The organism is Phenylobacterium sp., from assembly GCF_030651185.1.
In the GTDB taxonomy this organism is placed as follows: domain Bacteria; phylum Pseudomonadota; class Alphaproteobacteria; order Caulobacterales; family Caulobacteraceae; genus Phenylobacterium.
Map to the genome: position 1 here is coordinate 1 of NZ_JAUSCJ010000021.1, position 24059 is coordinate 24059.

Here is a 24059-nt window from a genome sequence, read left to right on the forward strand (position 1 = left end):
AGGGGACGCGGGCCAGGTCGAACCGGGCGAAGGCGCCGGGATCGCCGGCCTGGGTTTCCATCGAGGTCAGAAGGCCAGGGGCGCGGCCAGGTCCTTGACCTGCCAGGGCAGGCCATGCCGGTTCAGCATGTCCATGAACGGATCGGGGTCCAGCTGCTCCATGTTGAATACGCCTTGGCCCTTCCATTGGCCGGTCAGCATGAGGGCCGCGCCGATCATGGCCGGCACCCCGGTGGTGTAGCTCACCGCCTGGCTGCCGGTCTCGGCATAGGCCTCCTCGTGGTCGCAGATGTTGAGGACGTAGACTGTCTTAGCTGCGCCGGCCTTCGCGCCCGTGGCGATGACCCCGATATTGGTCTTGCCACGCGTCACGGGACCGAGGGACGACGGCTCGGGCAGCAGCGCCTTGAGGAACTGCAGCGGGATGATCTCGCGGCCCTCGAACATCACCGGATCGATGCGGGTCATGCCGATATTGGTGAGCACTTCCAGGTGCTTGAGATAGGAATCTCCGAAGGTCATCCAGAAGCGGATGCGCTTGATCTCCGGATAGAACCGGGCCAGCGACTCCAGCTCCTCGTGGTACATCAGGTACATACTTCGGGAGCCGACCTGATCGAAGTCGAAGACCTGCTTTTGCGCCAGGGCCGGCCCCTCGATCCACTGCCCGTTCTCCCAGTGCCGCGAGGGGGCGGTCACTTCCCGGATGTTGATTTCGGGATTGAAGTTGGTGGCGAAGGGATGGCCGTGGTCGCCGCCGTTGCAGTCGAGGATGTCGAGGGTCTCGATCCCGTCCAGCAGGTGCTTCTTCACATAGGTGGTGAAGACCGAGGTCACGCCGGGATCAAAGCCGCAGCCGAGCAGGGCCATGAGGCCGGCGGCCTTGAACCGCTCCTGATAGGCCCACTGCCAGCTGTATTCGAACTTGGCCTCATCGCGGGGCTCGTAGTTGGCGGTGTCGAGGTAGTTCACCCCGGCCGCTAGACAGGCCTCCATGATCGCCAGGTCCTGGTAGGGCAGGGCGAGATTGACCACGAGGCCGGGGTTCACCGCCTTGATCAGCGCGGTGGTGGCCGCGATGTCGTCGGCGTCCAGCTCGGCGGTGTCGATGGTGACACCGGTGCGCTGTTTCACCGAGGCCGCGATGGCGTCGCACTTGCTGCGCCGGCGGCTGGCCAGCGTGATGTGCGAGAAGATGTCCTGGCTCATGGCCATCTTGTGGACGGCGACAGACCCTACGCCGCCAGCGCCGATAACAAGCACCCTACTCATCTGTGCCCCTTCTGACGCGGAACAAGTTTCTACAACATGGCCACCCACAGGCGGCGTTGCGGGGGGATTATCACGAGGATGCCCTGTCCGCTAACCCACACAGGACAACGCGCGGGATGTCGGATCGGCCCATACCCGTCCGTCCTTGGGGTGGAAAGCCTAACGGAGACGCCAGATGAGAAAAGTTATCGCCGCCGCCTTCATCAGCCTGGACGGGGTCATGCCGGCCCCCGGCGGGCCCTCCGAGGACCCGACCGGGGGCTTCACCCACGGGGGATGGACGGTGACCTACTGGGACGAGGCCATAGGCCAGTTCATGGACGAGATGTTCGCCACCCCCTTTGACCTGCTGCTGGGCCGCAAAACCTATGAGATCTTCGCCGCCCACTGGCCCCATGCGGAAGAGGACGATCCCGTCCGCGTGGCCTTCGACGCCTGCACCAAGTACGTCGCGACCCGATCGGACCAGGACTTCACCTGGGTGAACACGACGCCCCTGCGCGGCGACGCCCCGGCGCAGATCGCCCGACTGAAGGAGGGAGAAGGCCCCGTCCTGCTGACCCAGGGGTCCAGCGAGCTGTTGCAGACCCTGCTGGCCCACGACCTGATCGACGAGTTCCGGCTGCTGATCTTCCCGGTGGTGCTGGGGTCCGGCAAGAAGCTGTTCGGAGAGGGCGCGCATCCGGGCGGGCTGAAGCTGACCTCGACCTCGGTCGCGACCACCGGCGTGGTGATGAGCATCTACGAGCGCGCGGGCCCGATCGAGGTGGGTTCGTTCCAGCAGGCGCAGCCGTCGGCGGCGGAGGTGGCGCGGCAGGCGCGAATGAAGCGCGAAGGTTAGGGAGCCCGAGCCGGGGTTGAGCGTATTACCTGCGCCGTTTCCGCTACGACATCGTCCAGTCACATGACGGGATGAGGAAGCGACGGACGTCCGGTCATCGCGCGTTCAGGTGAATAGGTCCCCTAGAGAGGGACCAAGCCTCTCCCCCCGCCTCTGTAACAGGTCAAACATCTTGAGCTCCTCCCATGCCTCCGGCCTCCTGCTTCACCTGCTGGCCGGCACGGCCGCGGTCGCCCTGACCGCCGGCGGGGCCCATGCCCAGACCCCCGCGCCGACCGCCGCCGCGCAGGTCGATTCCGATGGGGGCGAGGATACCGAGGTCGAGGAGCTGGTGGTGGTGGCCGGGGTGCGCACCCTGCGCGGCTCGGTGGCCGGCGACATCGCCCCGGAGGTCACCCTCTCGGCCCGGGAGATCCGGGCCTATGGCGCGGCCAGCGTCTCGGAGCTGCTGGAGGCCCTGGCGCCCCAGACCGGCAGCGGCCAGGGCAATGGCGGACGGCCGGTGGTGCTGATCAACGGGGCGCGCGCCTCGGGCTTCGCCGAAATCCGCGACCTGCCCACCGAGGCCATCGCCCGGGTGGAGATCCTGCCCGAGGAGGTGTCGCTGAAGTACGGGTACCCCGCCGAGCAGAAGGTGGTGAACATGGTCCTGCGCCAGCGGTTCCGCGCCACCCTGGCGGAGGGTTCGCTCCAGGTCCCGACCCAGGGGGACGCGGGGGCGACGGTGGCGGGGCATGCCGCGGTGCTGCGCATCCAGCGCGGCCAGCGCCTGACCCTGGACGCCAAGGCCACCCAGGCGGACTCGATCCTGGAGAGCGACCGTGACGTGATCGGCGCCAGCCCGTTCCGCACCCTGCAGCCGGACTCCACCAATGTGGTTTTCAACGCCGTCTACGCCCGCCCCCTGGGCAATGGCGTGTCGGGCACGATCAACGGGACCTACGAATCCACCGACACGGACTCCAAGCTCGGCCTCTCGCCTTTCGCCACCGAGGCCCTGACCCGGCGCTCGACAACCGACAACGCCAGCCTCGCCGGGGCCATGAGCGGCGCCTATGCCGGCTGGCAGTGGTCCTATACCGGCGCCCTCTCGCGCAATGTGGCCAAGTCGTTCACGGACCGGGCACTGGGCCCCATCGCCTATACCGACCGCACCAAGTCGGTGACCACCTCGGCCAACTCCGACATCGTGCTCAACCGCGCCTTCTTCGAGCTGCCGGCCGGGCAGATCGGGGCGACCCTGACGGGCCGGGTCTCGACGACCAACCTGGAGAGCGAGGCCCTGCGCGCCGGGGCCACCACGGCCACCGACCTGACCCGCAATATCGGCCAGCTGCAGGCCAGCTTCGACGTGCCCCTGCTGCGCGCCGGGGAAGGGGTGGGGGAAACCTTCGGCAAGCTGTCGGGCAACATCAACCTCGGCTACCAGCACCTGTCGGACTATGGCGACCTTGAAACGGTGGGCGCGGGCCTGAACTGGACTCCGGTCAAGCCGTTGCGCCTGCTGGCGTCGGTCAACCGCACCGATCAGGCGCCCACCATCAACCAGCTGGGGGACCCCGTGGTGGCGACCCCCGGCGTGCGGGTCTTCGACCTGAGCCGCGGCGAGACCGTGGACGTCACCCGGGTCACCGGCGGGTCGCCCAACCTGACCGGCGGCCAGCGGGAGGTGCTCAAGCTGGGCGCGACCTACAAGCCCTTCGACGAGACCAACCTGACCTTCCAGGCCAACTACGTCTCCAGCCGCACGGAAGACGTGGTGGCCGCCTTCCCGTCGGCCTCGACCCAGGTGGAGGCGGCCTTCCCGGGCCGCTTCGTCCGCGACGCCAGCGGCGCGCTGGTGCAGATCGACGCCCGGCCCGTGAACTTCGCCCGCCAGGCGCGGGACGAGCTGCGCTACGGCTTCACCTATTCGCGCAATGTCGGCCCGCAGCCGACGCCTGAACAGATCGCCGCCATGCGCCAACGTCGCGCCGAGGCCCGGCCGCCAGCGGCCGAGGGCGCGACCGGACCAGGCGCTCCGGCGACCCGTCCTGAGCGCGCCGAGGGCCCTGGCGGCGGTTACGGCGGTGGCGGCTATCGCGGGGGCGGCGGCGGTCGCGGCGGCGGCGGTGGAGGATTCGGCGGCTTCGGCGGCGGTGGCCCGCGCGGCGGGGTCTTCCAGTTCGGCGTCTATCACACCGTGGCGTTCCGCGATGACATCCTGATCCGGCCCGGCCTGCCGGAGCTGGACCTGCTGGACGGCGCGGCCATCGGCGCAGGCGGCGGCTCGCCCCGCCACCAGGTGGACGTGCAGGCCAACTACACCAAGGGCGGCCTGGGGGCGTCCCTGAACGCCAACTGGCAGGCGGCGACCCGCGTCGAGGGCGGCCCCACCGCCGACGACCTGGAGTTCTCCGATCAGACCACGGTGAACCTGCGGCTGTTCGCCGACCTCGGCGCCCAGCCCATCGCCCGGGACTATCGGTGGCTGCGCGGCGCGCGCGCGACCCTGTCGATCGACAACCTGTTCGACAGCCGTCAGCAGGTTCGCGACGGAACCGGGGTCACGCCGGTCAGCTACCAGCCCGACCTGCTGGATCCGGTGGGCCGCTCGGTGAAGCTGACCTTCCGCAAGCTGTTCTTCTGATGACCTATGGCGGGCGAGGTTTCGCCCGCCATAGCGCTTGCATCCGGCCCGCAACGGTCCTTAGCTGGACCCAACGATAAAACTGACAATTGGGAAGGATGGCGGATGAGTGAAACTCTCGCCCAGGCGCGCGCCGATCAGTCGGACGAAGTGCTCTATGACGTCGCCGGCGGCGTCGCCACCATCACCCTGAACCGCCCCGAGCGGTTGAACACCATTTCCGGCCCCATGCTGTCGCTGCTGTCCAAGCTGCTGCTGCAGGCCGACGCCGACCCGGAGGTCCGCTGCGTCATCCTGACGGGGACGGGCAGGGCGTTCTGCGCCGGGCTTGACCTGGTCAGCGCCACCAGCGGTTCGGGGATCGGATCGGAGTCTCAGGTCAGCACCATCTCCGTGGACCTGGACCTGAAGACCGCCCCGCCGACGGTGATCTTCAACATGAACAAGCCCACCATCTGCGCCCTGAACGGCTCGGCGGCGGGCTACGGCCTGGACACCGCGCTGGGCTGCGACATCCGCATGATGGCCCAGGGCGCCAAGCTGGCCGCGGCCTTCGTCAAGCGCGGCATCGTGCCCGAATCGGGCGGCACCTGGTTCCTGCCGCGCCTGATCGGCTGGTCCAAGGCCGCCGAGCTGATCTTCACCGGCCGCACCCTCACCGCCGCCGAGAGCCTGGAGATGGGCCTGGCGACCCATGTGGTTCCGGACGCCGACCTGATGACCGAAGCGCGCAAACTGGCCGACGAGATCGCCGCCAACGCGCCCCTGGCGGTGCAATCGGCCAAGCGGTTGATGCGGATGGGCCTGAACGAGACGTTCAACGACCACGTCCATCACGTCTACCTGCAGTTCCTGCAACTGATCCGGACAGGGGACTTCCGCGAGGGGATGACCTCGTTCCTCGAAAAGCGGCCGGCGGACTTCCACGGCCGCTGAATGGGGCGATCCGCCGCGCAATTATTCGGCCGGCGCCCGAAACCCGTGTCCACCGCCCAGGCATTAGGCACGGTCGGACCCTTTTTCTCGGCTCATATGGGTATTGGCGGAATGGCGATTGTCTCCCCGGCTCCCTGCCGCTCCCTTGCCCGCCGACAAGTTTCGCGTGGGAATGAGTGATGAATCCGAACCTGATGAACAGTGGGGCCGGCGTCTCGCGCCGCAGCTTCCTCGAGAGCCTCGGCGGCATGGGCGGGTCGGCCCTGCTGATGGCCGGCATGAGCGCCTTGGGCTTCGGAATCGCCTCGGCCAACGCCGCCCCGCCCGAGCTCGGGGCGGGCGGCAAGGGCAAGAAGGTCATCGTCCTGGGCGCCGGCGTCGCCGGCATGACCAGCGCCTATGAGCTGTCCAAGGCCGGCTATGACGTCACGATCATCGAGGCCCGCGACTTCGCCGGTGGCCGCTGCCAGACCGCGCGCAAGGGCTTCAAGCTGACCGAGCTGGGGGGCGAGGCCCAGGAGTGCGATTTCGACGACGGGCTCTACATCAACCACGGCCCCTGGCGGATCCCGTACCACCACCATTCGACCCTGCATTACACCAAGCTTTTCAACGTGCCCCTGGAGGTCTTCGTCAACGACAACGACGCCTCCTACGTGGCCTTCGCCAAGGGGACCGGGCCGCTGGCCGGCAAGGCCATCCGCAAGGGTCAGATCGCCGCCGACACGCGGGGCTCGGCCGCCGAGATCCTGGCCAAGCAGGTCAAGCAAGGCGCGCTGGACCAGCAGATGACCGCCGAGGACCGGGAGAAGTTCCTCGCCTACCTGACCCACGAGGGCTACCTGAACGCCGACCTCGCCTACAAGGGCACGGACGGTCGCGGCTTCGATATCGACCCGGGCGCCGGCGTCGATCCCGGCCCGGGCAAGGCCTCCATGCCCTATCCCCTGGCCGACCTGCTGCATTCCAACGCCTGGCGCGTGCTCAGCTCGGTGACCGGCTATGAGCAGCAGCGCACCATGTTCCAGCCGGTGGGCGGCATGGACCAGATCGCCAAGGGCTTCGAACGCCATGTGGGCAAGCTGATCCGCTATTCCACCCTCGTGAAGAAATACCGCCAGAACGACAAGGGCGTGGAGGTCACCGTCGCGGGACCCGGCGGCAAGACCGAGACCCTGAAGGCCGACTACTGCATCTGCACCATCCCGCTGTCAGTGCTGCGCCAGATGGACATGGGCGTGTCGCCGAAATTCAAGGACGCGATCGGCGCGGTCTCCTACGCCCTGGTGGGCAAGATCGGCCTGCAGATGAAGACCCGGTTCTGGGAAGAGAAGCACTCGATCTACGGCGGTCACGTCTACACCGACACCCCGGAGATCAACACGATCACCCTGCCGTCCACGGGCTTCCAGAGCCAGAAGGGCGTCTTGCTGGGCTACTACAACTTCGGCGCCTCGGCGGCCAAGATCAGCGCGCTGAGCCCCAGGGCCCGGCAGGACTTCGCCGCTCAGGGCGGGAAGCTGGCCTTCCCGGAATACGCCGACAACGTGGAGACCTCGTTCAGCGCCGCCTGGCACCGGATCGAGCACAATCTCGGCGGCTGGGCCGAATGGAGTGACGACTCCCGCAAGGACGCCTATCCGATCCTGTGTGAGCCCGACGGCCGCCTCTACCTGGCCGGCGAGCATCTGTCCCATCTGACCGGCTGGCAGGCCGGGGGGATCGAGAGCGCCTGGCAACAGATCGCCAAGCTGCACAAACGCGCCCAAGCGGCCTGACCGGAGCACCTACTGATGCGTCTTACGATCCCCATGCTGGCGGTCGCCCTGGGCCTGTGCGCCACCCCGGCGCTCGCCGCCGACGGCAAGGAACTCTATCTCGACAACTGCGCGGCCTGCCACCAGCCGACGGGCAAGGGCATTCCCGGCGCCTTCCCGGCCCTGGCCGGCAGCAAGCTGGCCCAGGGCGACCCCAAGGAGCCCATCACCCGGGTGCTGAAGGGGCGGGGCGGCATGCCGGCCTTTTCCAGCGAACTGAACGATCTGGAGATCGCCAAGGTGCTGACCTATGCCCGCGTCACCTGGGGCAACAAGGGCAAGCCGGTGCAGCCGGCTCAGGTCACCGCCCTGCGAACCGGCGCCAAGGGGCCGACGACCAAGCCGGCCCTGGCGCACTAGATGTTCAAGGCTTGGGAAAGTTTGGAGGCCTGACCCGGAATCGAACCGGGGTGCACGGATTTGCAGTCCGCTGCGTAACCACTCCGCCATCAGGCCGCCGCCGACGTTTTGAACACGCCGGGCGTTTGGAAGGGCGGATGGCTAACAGAACCACCCGCCTCGGGCAACGTCTGTTGCAGGGTCGCATTGCGTTCGGGTTAAGGGCGGACCTATAAGCGCGGAAATTGACGTTTCCGGTTTGGGGAATCATGGCCGATCTCGCCGAAGCCCGTTCCAACATGGTGGAGAGCCAGGTGCGTCCCAGCGACGTCACCGACATCCGCATTCACGACGCCATGCGAGTCATTCCCCGGGAGGACTTCGTCCCGGCCGGCAAGGGCTACCTGGCCTATTCCGACATGCCGGTGGAGTACGCGCCCGGCCGCTCGCTGCTGAAGCCCCGCGACGTGGCCAAGCTGCTGCAGATGGCCAAGCCGGTGGCCGGCGAGAAGGCCCTGGCCATCGCCGCGCCCTACGCCGCCGCCATCCTGGAGTTCCTGGAGGTGGTCGTCGAGCGCTTGGAGGCGGGCGACCTGAAGACCGTTCCGGGCGCCAACTATGACCTGATCGTTGTCGAGGGCGCCGTGACCCGTGCCCCCGAGGCCTGGCTGAAGGCCCTGGCGCCCGGCGGACGCCTGGCGGTGGTGGAGCGTGACGGCCCGGTGGGCAAGGCCGCGCTCTATATCCGCGCCGACGATGAGATCGGCCGCCGCACCGTATTCGACGCGACGCCGCCCCTGCTGGCGGGCTTCGAGGCGGAGCATGGCTTCGCCTTCTGAAGGTCCTGAAACACCCGCGAAACCTTGGTGTGAAAAAAGCTTAAGGTCGCGCCCTCTGGCGTCATCTCAATTCGGCGGCCATATAGGCCCCGATATCTTACGTCGATCTCGGGGATTAGCATGTTCAATAGCCGTCGCGGAGGTTTACTCGCCGCGGTCTGCAGCGCGGGCCTCATCTGCGGTCTGACCGCAGGTCCTGCCGCCGCCGAAACCCTGGCCGACGCGATCGCGCTTGCCTACGACTCCAACCCGACCCTGCAGGCCCAGCGGGCCAGCCAGCGCGCCCTGGACGAGAACTATGTCCAGGCCCGGTCCGGCTATCGGCCCTCCCTGACCGCCACGGCGGGGGCGACCTACCAGGAAATCCGCACCCCGGCGGCCTCAAGGGGCCTGACCATCGACACCAATGGCGACGGCGTCGCCGACGCCCGGGGCGCAGGCATCCAGGAAGCCAATTCCGGCAGCGCCGCGCTGTCGCTGAACCAGCCCCTCTACACCGGCGGCCGCGTGGCCGCCGCGGTGTCCGCCGCCGAGGCTGACATCCTGACCGGACGCGAGAACCTGCGCCGGGTCGAAGCCCAGGTGATGGGCTCGGTGATCACCGCCTATGTGGGCGCCCGCCGCGACCAGGAAGCCGTGCGGATCCGTGAGGAGAACGTCCGGGTGCTGGAGCGCCAGCTCGAAGAATCCAAGGCCCGCTTCGACGTGGGCGAGATCACCCGCACCGACGTGGCCCAGTCGGAGTCGCGCCTGGCCTCGGCCCAGTCCCTGTTCCAGTCAGCCCAGGCCCAACTGGCCATCAGCCGCGCCAACTATGTCGCCGTCGTCGGGCAGAGCCCGGGGGACCTGGCGCCGGAGCCGTCGCTTGCGGCTCTGTTGCCCGCCACGGTGGATCAGGCCTTCGACACCGCCCAGGTGGACAACGCCCAGATCCGCGCCGCCCAGTACACCGAGCAGGCCAGCAAGGCCCGCGTGTCCGGCGCGCGCGCCGAGCGGATGCCGAGCATCGGCCTGACGGCCCGCCTCGGCTATACGGGCGGAGCCGAGCCCTTCGACAGCGACCTCTATTCCCGGAACGTCACCGCCGGCGCCACCTTCACCCTGCCGCTGTTCAGCGGCGGCCTGACCAATTCCCGCGTGCGCCAGACCATCGAGCGCAACAATGTCGACCGCATCGGGGTCGAGACCGCGCGCCGGACGGTGCTGCAGAACCTGACCCAGGCCTGGAGCCAGCTCACCGCGTCCCGCGCCAATATCGGCTCCTCCGACACCCAGGTGCGCGCCGCGCGCATCGCCGCCGAAGGCACGCGCCAGGAGCAGCAGGTGGGGCTGCGCACCACCATCGACGTGCTGAACGCCGAGCAGGAACTGCGCGCCGCCGAGCTGGCTCAGGTCAGCGCCCGGCACGACGAATACATCGCCGCCGCCAGCGTGCTGGCCCAGATGGGCCACCTGGAGGCCAGTTACCTGACCCCCAACGTGCCGCACTACGATCCCAAGTCGAACTTCGGAAAGTTGCGGATCACCTGGGGCTGGGTGCCGTGGGAGGAGCCGATCGCCATCGTCGATTCGGTGTTCACGCCCAAGCCGGTGGAAAAGCCGGCTCCGGCCCCCGCCTCCGCTTCGAAATAGGCGACGACCGCTTCGATCCAGGCGCGGCGTTTCGCCTGACGGGCGAATCCGCCCTTGCGCAGCTTAGCGGAAATTGCAGGATCGCGCTGTCACGCCTAGGCTGGTGTTGACGGATTCTCTCTTCGCTCCAGCGACGGCTCAAAATGTCTGACCAGACCTCTCAAGAACCGACAATGGAGGAGATCCTCGCCTCCATCCGCCGCATCATCTCCGAAGATGACGCGCCGGGCGGCGAGGCCGCTCCCGCCGAAGAGCCGGCGGAAGAAGAGATTGTCGCCGAAGACATCCCCATCCCGCCCGAGGAGGAAGACGATGGCGTCCTGGAGCTGACCGAGAAGGTCGAGACCCACGGCGACCTTGATGTCTACGCCACCACCAGCTCCGAGCCGGAGCCCGAGCCTGCCTACACGCCGCCGCCCGCGGCGACCGCGTGGGCGGATGACGCCCCTGACGTCGGCCCGGGCGCGGGTCTGGTGGGTGACCCCGCCGCCGCCGCCGCCGCCGCCGCCTTCGGCGCCCTGTCCTCGCAGATCCTGATGCCGCGCGACGGCCGCACCCTGGAAGACGTGGTGCGCGAACTGCTGCGTCCGCTGCTCAAGCAGTGGCTCGACGACAACCTGCCGCGCATCGTCCAGGACACCGTCCAGTCGGAAGTCGAGCGCATCGCGCGCGGCGGCCGGGCATAGAGCCAACCCTTTCCGCTCATCGCCGCGAAAGCGGGGGCCCAGGCTTTTTAGGCCGGGCGGCCGTGCTCTTCGATAAAACACCTGGGTCCCCGCTTTCGCGGGGATGAGCGGGCGTATATGCACCGCAACCAGCATGCTTGAAAAATCCTTCGACCCGAAAACCGCCGAACCCCGCCTCTATGCGACGTGGGAGAGCTCCGGCGCGTTCGCCCCGATCGCTGACCCGGCCGCCGAGCCGTTCTCCATCGTGATCCCGCCGCCCAACGTGACGGGGTCGCTGCACATCGGGCACGCGCTCAACAACACCCTGCAGGATGTGCTGATCCGCTTTGAGCGCATGCGCGGCAAGGCGGCCCTGTGGCTGCCCGGCACCGACCACGCCGGCATCGCCACCCAGATGGTGGTGGAGCGGCAGTTGGCCGCCGCCGGCAATCAGAGCCGCCGGGACATGGGCCGCGAGGACTTCATCGCCAAGGTCTGGGAGTGGAAGGCCGAAAGCGGCGGGACCATCACCAACCAGCTGCGCCGCCTGGGCGCCTCCTGTGACTGGAGCCGCGAGCGGTTCACCCTGGATGAGGGGCTGAGCGCCGCCGTCCGCAAGGTGTTCGTGACCCTGCACAAGCAGAAGCTGATCTACCGCGACAAGCGGCTGGTGAACTGGGACCCGCAGTTCCAGAGCGCGATCTCCGACATCGAGGTCGAGCAGCGCGAGGTCGACGGCGCCTACTACCACTTCGCCTATCCGCTGGAAGACGGCACGGGCGAGATCGTCGTGGCCACCACGCGGCCTGAGACTATGCTGGGGGACACCGCCGTGGCGGTGAACGGCAAGGACGAGCGCTACAAGCACCTGATCGGCCGCGCCGTGCGCCTGCCCATCGTGGGCCGTCCGATCCCGATCATCGCCGACGACTATGCCGACCCGGAAAAGGGCTCCGGCGCGGTGAAGATCACGCCCGCCCACGACTTCAACGACTATCAGGTCGGCAAGCGCAACAACCTGCCGCTGATCAACATCTTCGACCCCCAGGCGCGGATCAACGAGAATGCGCCGAAGGAATATCAGGGCCTGGACCGCTTCGCCGCCCGCAAGAAGGTGGTGGCCGAGTTCGAGGCCCTGGGCCTGCTGCGGGAGATCGAGAAGACCCGGCACGCCGTCCCACACGGAGATCGTTCAGGCGTCGTCATCGAGCCCTACCTGACCGATCAGTGGTACGTCGACGCCAAGACCCTGGCCGGTCCCGCCATCGCGGCGGTGGAGGAGGGCAGGACCCTTCTCGAGCCGAAGACCTGGGAAAAGACCTACTTCGAGTGGATGCGCAACATCGAGCCGTGGTGCATCTCGCGCCAGCTCTGGTGGGGCCATCGCATCCCGGCCTGGTATGGGCCGGACGGCAAGATCTTCGTCGAGGAGACGGAGGAAGAGGCCAAGGCCGCCGCCCGCGAAGTCTATGGCCACGACGAGCCCCTGCGCCAGGACGAGGACGTTCTGGACACCTGGTTCTCCTCGGGGCTTTGGCCGTTCTCCACCCTGGGCTGGCCGGAGGAGACCGCCGACCTGGCGCGCTTCTATCCCACCAACACCCTGGTGACCGGCTTCGACATCATCTTCTACTGGGTCGCCCGGATGATGATGATGGGCATCCATTTCACCGGCCAGGTCCCCTTCAAGCGGGTGTTCTTCAACGCCCTGGTGCGCGACGCCTCCGGCGCCAAGATGTCCAAGTCCAAGGGCAATGTCATGGACCCGCTGGACCTGGTGGACCAGTACGGCGCCGACCCCCTGCGCTTTACGCTCACCGCCATGTCGGGGCAGGGCCGGGACATCAAGCTCTCGACTCAACGCATTGAGGGCTATCGGAATTTCGGCACCAAGCTGTGGAACGCCGCCAACTTCTGCCAGTTCAACGGCTGCGTGCGGGCCGAGGGCTTCGACCCCGCGGCGGTCAGCAACCCGCTCAACCGCTGGATCGTCGGCGAGACCCAGAAGACCGCCCAGGTGGTCACCGACTCGATCGCCGCCTGCGGCTTCGACGGGGCGGCCAACGCCCTCTACCGGTTCATCTGGAACACCTATTGCGACTGGTACGTGGAGCTCTCCAAGCCCCTGCTGAAGGGCGAGGACGCCGCCGCCAAGGCCGAAACCCAGGCCACCGCCGCCTGGGCCCTGGACGTGATCCTAAAGCTGCTGCACCCGATCATGCCGTTCCTGACCGAGGAGCTGTGGACCCAGACCGCCGACCTGGGCGCGCCGCGCGCCGAGGGCATGCTGATCACCGCATCCTGGCCGGAATTGCCGGCCAGCCTGCTGGACCCGAAGTCCGAGGTCGAGATCGGCCTGATCGTCGCCGCCATCACCGAGGGACGCTCCGTGCGGGCTGAGCTGAACGTGCCGGGCTCGGCGCGTCCGCCGTTGCTGGTGCTGGAGGCCACGGCCGCCCAGCGCGCGATCCTGGAGGCCAACGGGCCCATCGTGGCCCAGTTGCTGCGGGCTTCGGAGGTGCAGATCGCGTCGTCCGCGCCGCAGGGGGCCATCCCCTTCGTGGTCCAGGGGGTCACCTTCGCCCTGCCGGTGGCCGAGTTCATCGACCTGGCGGTCGAAAAGGCGCGCCTGGCCAAGGAGATCGCCACCCACGCCAGCGACATCGCCCACGTGATGAAGAAGCTCGGCAATCCGGCCTTCGTCGCCAACGCCAAGGAGGAAGTGGTGGAGGAAAACCGCGAACGTCTCGCGGAATCCGAGGCCGCCAAGATCAAGCTGGAAGGCGCTCTGGCGAGGCTGGAAGCGGTCGTCTGACCGCAACCGGCGTTCTCCCAACGGGTGTTTGCCTCGCGCCCTAGGTTATGCTTGTTCACCCAGGATGACGCGGCAGGTTCAAGCCGCGCGCCTCGTGGAGAAACGCATATGACCCAGGACGCCCTGCCTGCCGGCTGGCCCGCCATGTCCATCGCCCAGACCAACGCCCTTCTGTCCGCGCCCGGGGTGGGCACGGAGGTCGAGGAGGTGGTCATCCGCGGGATCAAGACCAGGACCTGGAAGAACCTGCCGCCGACCCTGCGCTCGGTGGTCGATGCCGGCCGCGCCCACGGCGAGAAGGTGTTCCTGGTCTACGAGGACGAGCGGGTCACCTATGAGGCCTTCTATCGCGCGGTCGCCAGGTTCGCCGTCGAACTCCAGGCCCAGGGCCTGAAGAAGGGCGACCGGGTCGCCATCATCATGCGCAACCTGCCGGAATGGCCGGTGGCCTTCTATGCCGCCGCCTCCCTGGGGGCCATCGTCACCCCGCTGAACGCCTGGTGGACCGGGCCCGAGCTGGAATATGGCCTGACCGATTCCGGTTCGAAGTTCGCCATCCTGGACACCGGCAGCTACGGCCGCCTGGCTGAGCACCTGCCCAACTGCCCTGACCTGCAGCGCATCTATGTCAGCCGCGAGATCGACGAGATCGCCCACCCCCAGGTGACCAAGCTGGAGACCGTGATCGGCGCCGCCAACGACTGGATCAAGCTGCCCGACCAGCCGATCCCGCCGGCCGATATCGACACCGACGACGACGCCACCATCTTCTACACCTCCGGCACCACCGGTAAGCCCAAGGGGGCGCTGGCCACCCATCGGGCGGTAAATTCCAACATCATGGCCGGGGCGGCCTCCGGGGCGCGGGCCTTCCTGCGTCGCGGCGAGGCGCCGCCGGCGCCCGATCCCGACGCGCCCCAGCGCTCCTCGCTGATCTCGGTGCCGTTCTTCCACGCCACCGGCTGCTTCGCCGTGCTGAACCCCTCGCTGATTGGCGGCGCCAAGCTGGTGATGATGCACAAGTGGGACGTGATCCGCGCCTTCGAGCTGATCGAGCGGGAGAAGATCCAGTCGGCCGGCGGGGTGCCCACCATCGCCTGGCAGCTGATCGAGCATCCCCTGCGCGAAAAGTACGACCTGTCCTCCCTGGAGAGCGTGGCCTATGGCGGCGCGCCCTCGGCGCCCGAACTGGTGCGCAAGATCAAGGAAACCTTCCCCAAGTCGGCGGCCGGCAACGGCTGGGGCATGACCGAGACCTGCGCCACCGTCACCACCCACGGCGCCGAGGACTATGCCAACCGCCCCGACAGCTGCGGCCCCGCCGTGCCGGTGAGCGAGCTGCAGATCCGCGATCCCGCCGACGGCGTGACGGTGCTGCCGCCCAACACCGTGGGCGAGCTCTGGGCCAATGGTCCGCAGATCGTGAAGGGCTACTGGAACAAGCCGGAGGCCACCGCCCAGACCTTCGTCGACGGCTGGGTGCGCACCGGCGACCTGGCGCGCGTGGATGAGGAGGGCTTCTGCTTCATCATCGACCGGGCCAAGGACATGCTGATCCGCGGCGGCGAGAACATCTACTGCATCGAGGTCGAGAACGTCCTCTATGACCATCCCGCCGTGATGGACGCCGCCGTGGTCGGCATCGTCCACCGCACGCTGGGCGAGGAGCCCGGCGCCGTGGTCACCCTGAAGCCGGGCGCCAGCGCCACCGAGGCCGAACTCCGCGCCCACGTGGCCGAGCACCTGGCCGCCTTCAAGGTGCCGGTGAAGGTGAAGTTCTGGCACGAGACCCTGCCGCGCAACGCCAACGGCAAGATTCTCAAGAACGAACTGAAGAAGCTGTTCGAAGAGGATGCGGCAGGCGCCTGATGCTTGTCGCCCCGGCATTGGATTCCTTCTCCCCTTGCGGGAGAAGGTGGCCCTGCCGAGCAGGTTCGGATGAGGGGTCGATAGACCTATCCAGCAAATTCACACCGTCATCCCGGCCGCAGCGCAGCGGAGAACCGGGACCCAGGGGCGGTGCGCTGAGCCCCTGGGTGGCTGCTTCGCGCCGCCACTTCGTGGTCGCGGATCGGCCTGCGGCCGTCCGGGATGACGAAAGTTTTTGTTCTGAGGGGTCTGTGCGCCCCCTCATCCGACCGCTCTCGACCCCGCAAGGAGAGAAGGGGTCCTATGAAGGTCCGCGCTGATCTGCTGCTGGTGGCCCGCGGCCTCGCCGAGAGCCGCGCCAAGGCCCAGGCGGCCATCGCAGCGGGCGGGGTCACGGCGGATGGCCGCGTGGTGGCCAAGGCCTCTGAGGTGCTGGACGAGGCTTGCGACCTGCAGGCGCAGGCGGCCCACCCCTATGTGGGGCGCGGCGCGCTCAAGCTGGTCCATGCGCTGGAGCTTTGGCCGGTGGCGGTCGAGAGCCGGGTTGTGCTGGACGTCGGCGCCTCCACCGGCGGCTTCACGCAGGTCTGCCTGGAGCGCGGCGCGGCGCGGGTCTACGCGGTCGATGTCGGCCGTGGGCAACTTCACCCCAAGCTCGCCGCCGATCCCCGTGTCGTGACCCTGGAGGGCGTGGACGCGCGCACGCTCACCGCTGACCTGATCTCCCAGCCACCGCAACTCGTGGTCTGCGACGCCAGCTTCATCGGCCTGGCCAAGGTTCTGCCCGCGGCCCTGGCCTTGGCTGCGCCAGAGGCCGACCTCGTCGCGCTCGTAAAGCCGCAGTTCGAGGTGGGCCCGGACCATGTGGGGAAGGGCGGTCTGGTCCGCGACGGCGAGGCCCGCGCCCGGGCGCTCACCGATGTCGCCAGCTTCCTGACCGCTTCGGGCTGGGCGGTGGTGGATACCGCCGACAGCCCGATCCGGGGCGGCGACGGCAATTCCGAATATCTGCTGCACGCACGAAAAAGCCGCCCGGCGTAACCGGGCGGCGTCTTCGATCTGAACCTCAGGTCCTAGTCGACGACCTGATAACGGCCCCGGCTGTCCTGGCAGACGCGCACGAAGCGCTTCTGGACCTGGCCGTCGGGCAGGTAGATCGGGCTTTCGGCCAGGGTGCAGCCATCGGCGCCGACGCCGCCCTGGGTCGAGACACTGTAGCTGTTCCCGCGGCGGTCATAGGCCTGGTCGTTGTAGGCGCTCGACCGGTCGTAGTCGTAGGTGCGGCCGGCGTAGCCGTTGTCGTAGGCGCTGCCGTAGTAGCCGTTGGACCCGCCGTAATAGCCGTTCGAGCCATACTGGCTGCCGCTGCCATAATAGCCGCTCTGGCGGCTAGGTGCGCAGGCCGCCGAGTCCTTGCCGATCTTCGAACCGGCCACCGCGCCCACGAGGCCGCCCAGCACCGCGCCCTCGGTCCGCGCATTGCGGGCCGCGACGTTGGAGCCGATGGCGGCGCCGGCCAGGGCGCCGATCAGGCCCCCCGTCGTGCTGCGGTTCGAGGAGGAGCGGCGGCAGGGGTCGTAATAGCCGCTGTCATAGCTCTGGCCGTAATAGCCGGACTGGGCCGAGGCGAAGCTCGGCATCGCGGCGGCGGCGCTGAGCGCCATGATACCGGCGGCGCCGGCCAGGGCGGACTTGGCGAACATCTTGGTCATGGGAACTCTCCCCCTCGGGAATTTGGGTGAAAAAATCAGGCGCTCTTACGAGCGACCGCTAGGCCGCCACACGCCATCCTTGCCGCGGCAGATCTCGAAACTGTGGTCGCGACCGCCGTAGTACTCGCTGACCCACTGGCAGTTCTTGCGGCTGTAGTTGGATTGGGCGACGCGGCTGGGATAGCCCTTGCAGTTGATGCGATTGCGGCCGACCTGGTTGCCGGCGGCCGCGCCGACCACGCCGCCGAGCACTGCGCCCTCGGTCTTGGCGCCCTTGCCCGCGACCTGCGAGCCGAGCACCGCGCCCAGGACGCCGCCGACGATGGCACCCTTGTGGCCGGACTCGCGGCGGGCCTCGCGGCAGATGTCGCCCGAGCCGTAGGAGCGGGTGGATTGGGCCGCGGCGAACTGCGGAATCGCCAGGCTGGTCGCGAGAACGGCGGCGGCGGCGGTGATGGCGAACGTACGCTTCATGGTCTTTTCCTTCGCAGGCTCCGGCGGCGCCAAGGCCCCGCTTTCGGAGATGAGGTTTGACGGATCGAACCTGAACGGGTCTTGAACAGAGCCAGAAAGCTTTTTTCCCGACTCCCAGGTGCGAACGGTGAAGCTATCACCCGCCCTTAGACCGTAAATGATCCCTGTCATGCGAAGTTCCAACCGCCGTCCCGAGCCCCCCAAGCCGTCGGGTCCGCCTGTCGAGGTGGTCATCGAATCCATCGGCGGCGAGGGCGACGGCGTCGCCGCCGGCCCCATCTATGTGCCCTTCACCCTGCCGGGCGAGACGGTGCGCGCGACCGGGGGCGGCGAGCGTCGGGACCTGGACGCGGTGTTGACAGCCAGCGCCGAGCGCGTCGAGCCGCCCTGTCCGCACTTCGGCGTCTGCGGGGGCTGCGCCCTGCAGCACTGGGATCATACCGCCTACCTGGCCTGGAAGGTGGAGCGGCTGCGCAAGACGCTTGGTCTGCAGCACATCGAGACCGAAATTCTCGCGCCCTTCGCCGCGCCGCCAGCTTCCCGCCGCCGCCTGGCGCTGCACGCCCGGCCCGGAAAGCGCGGCGAGGCCCGCCTGGGCTACAAGACGCGCAAGTCCTGGGACGTCATCGACATCAGCGTCTGCCCGATCGCCGATCCGAAGTTGCAGGCCGCCCTGCCGGCCCTGCGCCGCCTGGCCGCGCCGCTGTTGAAGCATCCCAAGTCCGCGCCGACCCTGCACGTGACCCTGACCGCCGAGGGCCTCGACATCGAGATCACCGGGGTCGAGCGCAAGAGCGGCGGCCTCAGCGCCGACGCCCGCATGCAGCTGGGCGAGATCGCCTCGGAGGTCGGCTTCGCCCGGGTGACCATGGACGGCGAGGTGCAGTATGGCGCGCGCCAGCCCATGGTCAGCGTGGGGCCGGCGGTTGTCGCCCTGCCGGCTGGGGCCTTCCTCCAGGCGGTGCCGTCCGCTGAGGCCGCCATGGCCGCCTTTGCGGTGGAGCAGGCCGCCGGCGCCGAACGGATCGCCGATCTCTATTGCGGCGTGGGGACCTTCACTTTCCGCCTGGCCCAGATCGCGCCGGTCTACGCCGCCGACGGCCATGCGCCCGCCATCCGGGCCCTGACCTCGGCCATCGCCACGGCGCCCGGCCTCAAGGGGATCACCGCCGAGACCCGCGACCTGGCGCGGCGTCCGGTCCTGGCCGTTGAGCTCAGGAAGACCGACACCGTGCTGTTCGACCCCCCGCGGGCCGGGGCCTTGGAACAGACCGCCGAGGTCGCGGGCTCCAAGGTGTCAAAGGTGATCGGGGTGTCCTGCAATCCAGCCACCTTCGCCCGCGACGCGCGGGTGTTGATCGACGCCGGTTTCAGCCTCGACCGGGTGTTTCCGGTCGATCAGTTCCTGTGGTCGCCGCACGTGGAGCTGGTGGGCGTCTTTTCCCGCTAGACGGCCAGGGCGCTCGCCCGGTCGCCCGGGGCGTCGGCCATGGCCCGGGAGATGGCCGACATCAGGGCGGGGATCTGGATCGGCTTGGCGGTGTGCTCGGTGAAGCCGAGTTCGAGATAGTGCGCCCGCCCGCCCGACGTGACGTCCGCGGTGAGCGCGATGATGGGGATCGCCTGATTCGGGCCGGGGCCGGCGCGCACGCGGTGCAGGGCCTCCGTGCCGGTCATACCGGGCATCTGGATGTCCATCAGGGCTAGGTCGAAGGGCCGGGTGGCAAGCAGGTCCAGGGCGTCTTGGCCGTTGGCCGCCTTTTCCACCCGGTGCCCGAAGGCGCAGAGAATCTGCTGCAACACCAGTAGGTTGACCGGGTTGTCGTCGACGATCAGAACGTCGAGCTCGGCTGCCTGCGGGTCCTCCGCCCCGTCCTCGGCCGCAGTCGTGGTCGGCGCCTGGGCGAGGTCGAAGATCGTCTCGACATGGAAGGTCGAGCCCCGGCCGAGTTGGCTCTCGACCCAGACCCGGCCGCCCATCAGCTCGGTGAGTTGGCTGGCGATGGCCAGGCCCAGGCCCGTGCCGCCGAACCGACGCTCCTCAGATTCGTCCACCTGGGAGAACCGCTCGAAGAGGAAGGGCAGGTGTTCCTCCGGGATGCCGGGGCCCGTGTCGATGACCGAGATGTGGAGACGGGCCGCGGTCTCGCTGACGGGATGGGCGGCCGCCCTGACGGTCACGGCGCCCTCATCGGTGAACTTCAAGGCGTTGCCGATCAGATTGAACAGCACCTGCCGCACCCGGATAGCGTCCATCCAGACATGGCTGGGCAGGTCCCCCTCGGCCTGCAGCCGCAGGTCCACGCCCTTCTCATCGGCCCGCGCACGCCAGAAGGCCACCGCCCGGTCCAGGAACAGGGGGAGGTTCTCGGGGGCCGGGGTGATGTCCAGCCGCCCGGCGTTGACCTTCGACATGTCGAGGATGTCGTTGAGGATCGACAGTAGGTGTTCGCCGCTCTCAATGAGGGTCTCCAGCCGGCCGGCCTGGACGGGATCGGTCTCCTCGCGCCGCAGCAGTTGGGCCATGCCCAGCACGCCGTTCATGGGGGTTCGGATCTCGTGGCTCATGGTGGCCAGGAAGTTCGACTTGGCGCGATTGGCCTGGCGGGCCACCTCGCGGGCCTCGTCGGCCGCCCGGGTCTCGGCCATGGCGTGGTCGCGGGCGGCCTCCAGTTCCGGGATCATCGCGAGGTTCGAAGCGTACGCCTCCTGCCAGCTGGTCACCGCCCGGGTGGTGCCGTCCGAGATCATGAACAGCAGCACGATCAGGCAGGCCATGGAGATCATCAGGCCGGCGAAGGCCGCGGGGGGGAAGGTCGCCAGCAGCACCGCGGTCAGGGCCAGGACCGCGGGACCGGCGAAGGACCAGAAGATGCTGCGCGACAACGACCCGCTGGCGCAAGCGACCGCCACTATGGAGGCGAGCGTGATGGCGAGATAGGCCAACTCCTTCGATCCGCCCCAGATGGCCAGGATGGTGGGGGCGGCGAGGTAGGTGGAGACGCGCGCCGCGCATAACGGGGCGAGCTGGCGGAAGCCGCGCGCGACCTCGGTCCGCGCGCTCCGGGCCAGCAAGCGTGCGATGGCGCGCTGATAGAGGGTGTCGACGACGCAACTGGCCAGGAAGGCGAGGCCGGCGACGACGGGATGGCCCAGGACCAGGACCGCCGCCAGGGCGATGGCGTTGAAGACGAAGTGGCTCTTGATCGGCATGGCCAGGCCCGCCAGCGTCAGCTGGTAGGCGTTCGCATTGGCCGAGGAATTCGTCGTTGCCGTGTTGGTCTGGCCGTCCATGACCGGTCACATGCCCCTCTTCGTCTGGGCCATCTAAGAACAATTCGATTAACTGACTGAAAATTCGGCGGCTTTTTTCTCGGGGCCGCAGTCGCTCAAGGCCTCGCCGCCTGACCTAGCCGCCTGCGAACAGGTCCCGCTGGTCCCCGGCCCGGACCGGAACCCGGAACTTTTCCAGGTCCAGGCCGTCGAAGGAGGCGTCCAGGCCATAGCGCCTGCGGGCGGCCTGGAAGCGCACGGCCATCAGGTCGGCCAGCGGCCCCTGGCCCTTCATCCGCGTGCCCCAGTCGGCGTCGTAGTCCTTGCCGCCCCGCATCTGGCGCACCAGGGACATCACCCGGCCGGCGCGGTCCGGATGATCGGTGGCCAGCCATTCGCGGAACAGGTCCTTGATCTCCAGGGGCAGGCGCAGGGCGACATAGCCCGCTCCCTTCGCGCCCGCTTGGCCCGCGCGCTCCAGCACCGCCTCCATCTCGTGGTCGTTGAGGCCAGGGATGGCCGGGGCGAACATGACGATCACCGGCACGCCGGCCTCGGCCAGGCCCTTGATGGCGGCGATGCGTTTCTCCGGCGTGGCCGCGCGGGGCTCCATGCTGCGGGCCAGCTTGCGGTCCAGGGTGGTGACCGAGATCGCCACCCGCACCAGGTTGGCGTCGGCCAACGGCGCCAGCAGATCGAGATCCCGCAGGATCAGGGCCGACTTGGTGATGATCGAGAAGGGGTGCTGGAAACGGGCCATCACCTCGATGATCGAGCGCGTGATGCGCAGGGTTCGCTCTTGCGGCTGGTAGGGATCGGTGTTGCCGCCGATGTGGATGGCGATCGGCTGATAGCGTGGCTTGGAAAGCTCGGCCTCCAGCAGGCTGGCCGCCTCTGGCTTGAAGAACAGCTTGCTCTCGAAATCCAGCCCCGGCGAGAGGCCCATATAGGCGTGGGCCGGCCGCGCGTAGCAGTAGATGCAGCCGTGCTCGCAGCCCCGATAGGGATTGATCGACCGGCTGAAGCCGACGTCGGGACTGGTGTTCTTGGAGATGATCACCCGGGCTTTTTCGGCGGTCAGGGTGGTTTTCAGTTTCACCGCTTCGAGGTCGTCCGGGGTCCAACCGTCGTCGAAGGCCTCGCGGGCCTGGGCTTCGTAGCGGCCCGAGGCGTTGGTCCGCGCGCCGCGGCCCCGAGGGGCTGGGTGGACTTGCTGGGTGAAGCTGGCCATGCCGCATTCAAGCGTAGGAACTGGAACAAAACAAGAACTATTCGGCGTGAGCCGGACGCGCCCAATTGCCCGCCGGGGTGGCTGAGCGGGGAGGGCGCCTTGACCGCCGCGCCCGACGCAACGTTTGTGAGGCCATGCTCAGCGTGATCATCCCTACCTTCAATTCCTCCGCCCAGTTGCAGGACCTGCTGCCGGTGCTGGTGCCGGCGGCGGTGGACGGGCTGGTGCGCGAGGTGATGGCGGCCGACGAGGGGTCCACCGATCCCACCCTGATGATCTGCGACGACGCCGGAGTGGAGGTGGTCACCGACGGCATCGCCTCGGCCATGAAGCGGGCCAGACAGGACTGGATCCTGCTGCTGCCGCCCGACATTCGCCTGACCCACGACTGGGCCGACCGGGTGGCGCGCGGCGTCAAGCAGGGGCGCTCGGCCGGCCTGAAGGGCGAGGCCCAGGGCGGCTCGCTGATGGACCGCCTCAAGCCAGGGCCCTGGGGCCTGTTGATCCGCAAGAGCGAGTTGGGCAACCTGCCCCCCGACGCCGACTTCGCGCGTCTGCGCCGCCAATTCGGGCGGCTGCCAAGTCTGAAATAAACGCCCAAGGAGCCCGTGATGAGCCTGCCGATCCTGCCCCGGGCCGAGGCCGGCGCACCGTGACGGACGCCCGGGGCCTAATGTTGGTGAGGGCGGTCCACACCGCCATCTACCTGGTCATGTCGATCTCGGCCTTGGTGCTGGTCTATGGCGCCTTCACCGGCGCCCACGGCCCCTGGCTGTGGTGGGCGGCGGGGCTGATCGGCGTGGAAAGCGTCATCTTCGCGGCCGGGGGCTTCAAGTGTCCGCTGACGGCGCTGGCGGTGAAGTACGGGGCCGGCGAGGGGCCGCTCTTCGACACCTTCCTGCCCGAGAAACTTACGCGTCACACCTTCCGCTTCTTCGGACCCCTGGTGCTGATGGGGTTCCTGATGCTCGCCGGCCGCGGGCTCTGGTTCGGCTGGAACTAGCCCGCCCGCCATCCGCGACGCCCGGGACGGGCCGTCGGAGGGCCGAGGCTCAGCGGGCGGCCCACAGGGTGTCGGCGGCCGCCTGCAGGTCCCCCGCCACCCCGCGACGGGCCAGGGACAGGCCCTCAAGCTCCAGCCTGTCGCCCCGGAGGGTGCGGGAATGCAGGCTGTAGCCGACCCAGTAGACCGCGCGGTCGGTCTTGGTCTGGCCGTCCTCGAAGAACACCGTCAGCACACCAACCGGCGCGCGACCGCTCCTGGTCTTGGCGGCGGCCTTGCGCAGGCCCTCGTCGATCCAGCCGGCCTCGAGCCGCGGATTGCCGGTCGTCTCGACCTTGTCGCCGCGGATGGCCTGGGGAAACCAGATCGTCTGGGTCTGGATCACCTGTTCGGGACGCAGGGAAGTCAGGCGAATCCGCTCGCCCGAACTCTCCACCGAACCGGTCATCAGGAAGGTCTGCTTCAGCGCGTCGGCGCGCTGTTCCACTTGGCGCTCGCGGGCGGCCAGGGCCTTCTCGCGGGCCTCCTGGGTGCGCTCGCGATGGGAATCCCAATAGCCGAGCACGGCCACCACAACGGCCACCACGCCAACGATCTCGGCCAGGCTCAGCCAACGCAGGGGCAGGCGTTTCTTGCGGGGGGCGTCGCTCAAGGGGGTCTCCGCATGCGTCGTGGCCTGTCGCGTCAGGCCGGTCGCACACAGCTAGTC

Annotated in this window: 20 protein-coding genes and 1 tRNA gene; 14 read left to right on the top strand and 7 right to left on the bottom strand. The window is 68.4% G+C overall.

Annotated elements, in window-relative coordinates:
• Window positions 1-66: 66 nt before the first annotated feature.
• On the bottom strand, window positions 67-1272 hold the full coding sequence (locus Q7J39_RS08645) for a saccharopine dehydrogenase family protein (RefSeq protein ID WP_304822945.1): 1206 nt from the start codon (window positions 1270-1272) through the stop codon (window positions 67-69).
• 175 nt (window positions 1273-1447) lie between these two features.
• Between Q7J39_RS08645 and Q7J39_RS08650 the strand changes: the two genes are divergently transcribed.
• The 5 genes from Q7J39_RS08650 (at window position 1448) to Q7J39_RS08670 (ending at window position 7855) form a co-directional block, all read left to right on the top strand.
• The gene (locus tag Q7J39_RS08650) at window positions 1448-2113 is read left to right on the top strand and encodes a dihydrofolate reductase family protein (RefSeq protein WP_304822947.1); all 666 of its coding nucleotides are present in this window, start codon (window positions 1448-1450) and stop codon (window positions 2111-2113) included.
• Window positions 2114-2285: 172 nt separating this feature from the next.
• Complete coding sequence (locus tag Q7J39_RS08655; protein ID WP_304822949.1) at window positions 2286-4742, top strand: hypothetical protein; 2457 nt, start codon at window positions 2286-2288, stop codon at window positions 4740-4742.
• Window positions 4743-4847: 105 nt separating this feature from the next.
• Window positions 4848-5678: an enoyl-CoA hydratase/isomerase family protein gene (locus Q7J39_RS08660; RefSeq protein WP_304822952.1), complete on the top strand. Its 831-nt coding sequence runs from the start codon at window positions 4848-4850 to the stop codon at window positions 5676-5678.
• A gap of 179 nt (window positions 5679-5857) precedes the next feature.
• Entirely contained in the window at window positions 5858-7456 is a 1599-nt protein-coding gene (locus Q7J39_RS08665; protein ID WP_304822954.1) for a flavin monoamine oxidase family protein, read from the top strand.
• A gap of 15 nt (window positions 7457-7471) precedes the next feature.
• Window positions 7472-7855 carry a cytochrome c gene (locus tag Q7J39_RS08670; protein ID WP_304822959.1) on the top strand — a complete coding sequence of 128 codons (384 nt, stop codon included), beginning with the start codon at window positions 7472-7474 and terminating at the stop codon, window positions 7853-7855.
• A 22-nt stretch (window positions 7856-7877) separates the two neighbouring features.
• Here Q7J39_RS08670 and Q7J39_RS08675 read toward each other — a convergent pair.
• Window positions 7878-7951 (bottom strand) — tRNA-Cys (locus tag Q7J39_RS08675).
• 152 nt (window positions 7952-8103) lie between these two features.
• Here Q7J39_RS08675 and Q7J39_RS08680 point away from each other — a divergent pair.
• From Q7J39_RS08680 to Q7J39_RS08705, 6 genes are all read left to right on the top strand, one after another.
• Window positions 8104-8673, top strand: coding sequence for a protein-L-isoaspartate O-methyltransferase (locus Q7J39_RS08680; protein WP_370690023.1), 570 nt, complete (start codon window positions 8104-8106; stop codon window positions 8671-8673).
• A 120-nt stretch (window positions 8674-8793) separates the two neighbouring features.
• Window positions 8794-10305 carry a TolC family outer membrane protein gene (locus Q7J39_RS08685; protein WP_304822962.1) on the top strand — a complete coding sequence of 504 codons (1512 nt, stop codon included), beginning with the start codon at window positions 8794-8796 and terminating at the stop codon, window positions 10303-10305.
• A 143-nt stretch (window positions 10306-10448) separates the two neighbouring features.
• The gene (locus Q7J39_RS08690) at window positions 10449-10991 is read left to right on the top strand and encodes a DUF2497 domain-containing protein (protein WP_304822965.1); all 543 of its coding nucleotides are present in this window, start codon (window positions 10449-10451) and stop codon (window positions 10989-10991) included.
• Window positions 10992-11124: 133 nt separating this feature from the next.
• On the top strand, window positions 11125-13788 hold the full coding sequence (locus Q7J39_RS08695; protein WP_304822968.1) for a valine--tRNA ligase: 2664 nt from the start codon (window positions 11125-11127) through the stop codon (window positions 13786-13788).
• A 108-nt stretch (window positions 13789-13896) separates the two neighbouring features.
• Complete coding sequence (locus Q7J39_RS08700) at window positions 13897-15657, top strand: class I adenylate-forming enzyme family protein (protein ID WP_304822972.1); 1761 nt, start codon at window positions 13897-13899, stop codon at window positions 15655-15657.
• A 303-nt stretch (window positions 15658-15960) separates the two neighbouring features.
• Window positions 15961-16698, top strand: coding sequence for a TlyA family RNA methyltransferase (locus Q7J39_RS08705; protein WP_304822976.1), 738 nt, complete (start codon window positions 15961-15963; stop codon window positions 16696-16698).
• Window positions 16699-16730: 32 nt separating this feature from the next.
• On the opposite strand, the gene Q7J39_RS08710 is transcribed toward Q7J39_RS08705, so the two are convergent.
• Entirely contained in the window at window positions 16731-17369 is a 639-nt protein-coding gene (locus Q7J39_RS08710; RefSeq protein WP_304822979.1) for a glycine zipper 2TM domain-containing protein, read from the bottom strand.
• 45 nt (window positions 17370-17414) lie between these two features.
• A complete protein-coding gene (locus Q7J39_RS08715) occupies window positions 17415-17843 on the bottom strand; it encodes a glycine zipper 2TM domain-containing protein (protein WP_304822982.1) in 429 nt (142 codons plus the stop codon).
• 169 nt (window positions 17844-18012) lie between these two features.
• Between Q7J39_RS08715 and Q7J39_RS08720 the strand changes: the two genes are divergently transcribed.
• Window positions 18013-19293, top strand: a complete 1281-nt coding sequence (locus Q7J39_RS08720) for a class I SAM-dependent RNA methyltransferase (protein ID WP_304822985.1) — start codon at window positions 18013-18015, stop codon at window positions 19291-19293.
• Here the strand turns inward: Q7J39_RS08720 and Q7J39_RS08725 are convergent.
• Window positions 19290-21137, bottom strand: a complete 1848-nt coding sequence (locus Q7J39_RS08725; protein ID WP_304822988.1) for an ATP-binding protein — start codon at window positions 21135-21137, stop codon at window positions 19290-19292. The two genes, Q7J39_RS08720 and Q7J39_RS08725, sit on opposite strands and share 4 nt — an antisense overlap.
• Window positions 21138-21252: 115 nt before the next feature.
• Complete coding sequence (locus Q7J39_RS08730) at window positions 21253-22347, bottom strand: PA0069 family radical SAM protein (RefSeq protein WP_304822990.1); 1095 nt, start codon at window positions 22345-22347, stop codon at window positions 21253-21255.
• Between the two features lie 143 nt (window positions 22348-22490).
• On the opposite strand from Q7J39_RS08730, the gene Q7J39_RS08735 reads away from it, so the two are divergent.
• On the top strand, window positions 22491-22940 hold the full coding sequence (locus Q7J39_RS08735) for a hypothetical protein (protein ID WP_304822993.1): 450 nt from the start codon (window positions 22491-22493) through the stop codon (window positions 22938-22940).
• 80 nt (window positions 22941-23020) lie between these two features.
• Window positions 23021-23350, top strand: a complete 330-nt coding sequence (locus Q7J39_RS08740; RefSeq protein ID WP_304823129.1) for a hypothetical protein — start codon at window positions 23021-23023, stop codon at window positions 23348-23350.
• Window positions 23351-23399: 49 nt separating this feature from the next.
• Here the strand turns inward: Q7J39_RS08740 and Q7J39_RS08745 are convergent, their stop codons facing one another.
• Window positions 23400-24002, bottom strand: a complete 603-nt coding sequence (locus Q7J39_RS08745; protein ID WP_304822996.1) for a hypothetical protein — start codon at window positions 24000-24002, stop codon at window positions 23400-23402.
• Window positions 24003-24059 lie beyond the last annotated feature (57 nt).

Excerpts from the sequence above, each read along its gene's own strand:
- Q7J39_RS08645 (WP_304822945.1), bottom strand. The coding sequence starts at position 1,272 with ATGAGTAGGGTGCTTGTTATCGGCGCTGGCGGCGTAGGGTCTGTCGCC.
- Q7J39_RS08650 (WP_304822947.1), top strand. The coding sequence starts at position 1,448 with ATGAGAAAAGTTATCGCCGCCGCCTTCATCAGCCTGGACGGGGTCATG.
- Q7J39_RS08660 (WP_304822952.1), top strand. The coding sequence starts at position 4,848 with ATGAGTGAAACTCTCGCCCAGGCGCGCGCCGATCAGTCGGACGAAGTG.
- Q7J39_RS08665 (WP_304822954.1), top strand. The coding sequence starts at position 5,858 with ATGAATCCGAACCTGATGAACAGTGGGGCCGGCGTCTCGCGCCGCAGC.
- Q7J39_RS08670 (WP_304822959.1), top strand. The coding sequence starts at position 7,472 with ATGCGTCTTACGATCCCCATGCTGGCGGTCGCCCTGGGCCTGTGCGCC.
- Q7J39_RS08680 (WP_370690023.1), top strand. The coding sequence starts at position 8,104 with ATGGCCGATCTCGCCGAAGCCCGTTCCAACATGGTGGAGAGCCAGGTG.
- Q7J39_RS08685 (WP_304822962.1), top strand. The coding sequence starts at position 8,794 with ATGTTCAATAGCCGTCGCGGAGGTTTACTCGCCGCGGTCTGCAGCGCG.
- Q7J39_RS08690 (WP_304822965.1), top strand. The coding sequence starts at position 10,449 with ATGTCTGACCAGACCTCTCAAGAACCGACAATGGAGGAGATCCTCGCC.
- Q7J39_RS08695 (WP_304822968.1), top strand. The coding sequence starts at position 11,125 with ATGCTTGAAAAATCCTTCGACCCGAAAACCGCCGAACCCCGCCTCTAT.
- Q7J39_RS08700 (WP_304822972.1), top strand. The coding sequence starts at position 13,897 with ATGACCCAGGACGCCCTGCCTGCCGGCTGGCCCGCCATGTCCATCGCC.
- Q7J39_RS08705 (WP_304822976.1), top strand. The coding sequence starts at position 15,961 with ATGAAGGTCCGCGCTGATCTGCTGCTGGTGGCCCGCGGCCTCGCCGAG.
- Q7J39_RS08710 (WP_304822979.1), bottom strand. The coding sequence starts at position 17,369 with ATGACCAAGATGTTCGCCAAGTCCGCCCTGGCCGGCGCCGCCGGTATC.
- Q7J39_RS08715 (WP_304822982.1), bottom strand. The coding sequence starts at position 17,843 with ATGAAGCGTACGTTCGCCATCACCGCCGCCGCCGCCGTTCTCGCGACC.
- Q7J39_RS08720 (WP_304822985.1), top strand. The coding sequence starts at position 18,013 with ATGCGAAGTTCCAACCGCCGTCCCGAGCCCCCCAAGCCGTCGGGTCCG.
- Q7J39_RS08725 (WP_304822988.1), bottom strand. The coding sequence starts at position 21,137 with ATGGACGGCCAGACCAACACGGCAACGACGAATTCCTCGGCCAATGCG.
- Q7J39_RS08730 (WP_304822990.1), bottom strand. The coding sequence starts at position 22,347 with ATGGCCAGCTTCACCCAGCAAGTCCACCCAGCCCCTCGGGGCCGCGGC.
- Q7J39_RS08740 (WP_304823129.1), top strand. The coding sequence starts at position 23,021 with ATGTTGGTGAGGGCGGTCCACACCGCCATCTACCTGGTCATGTCGATC.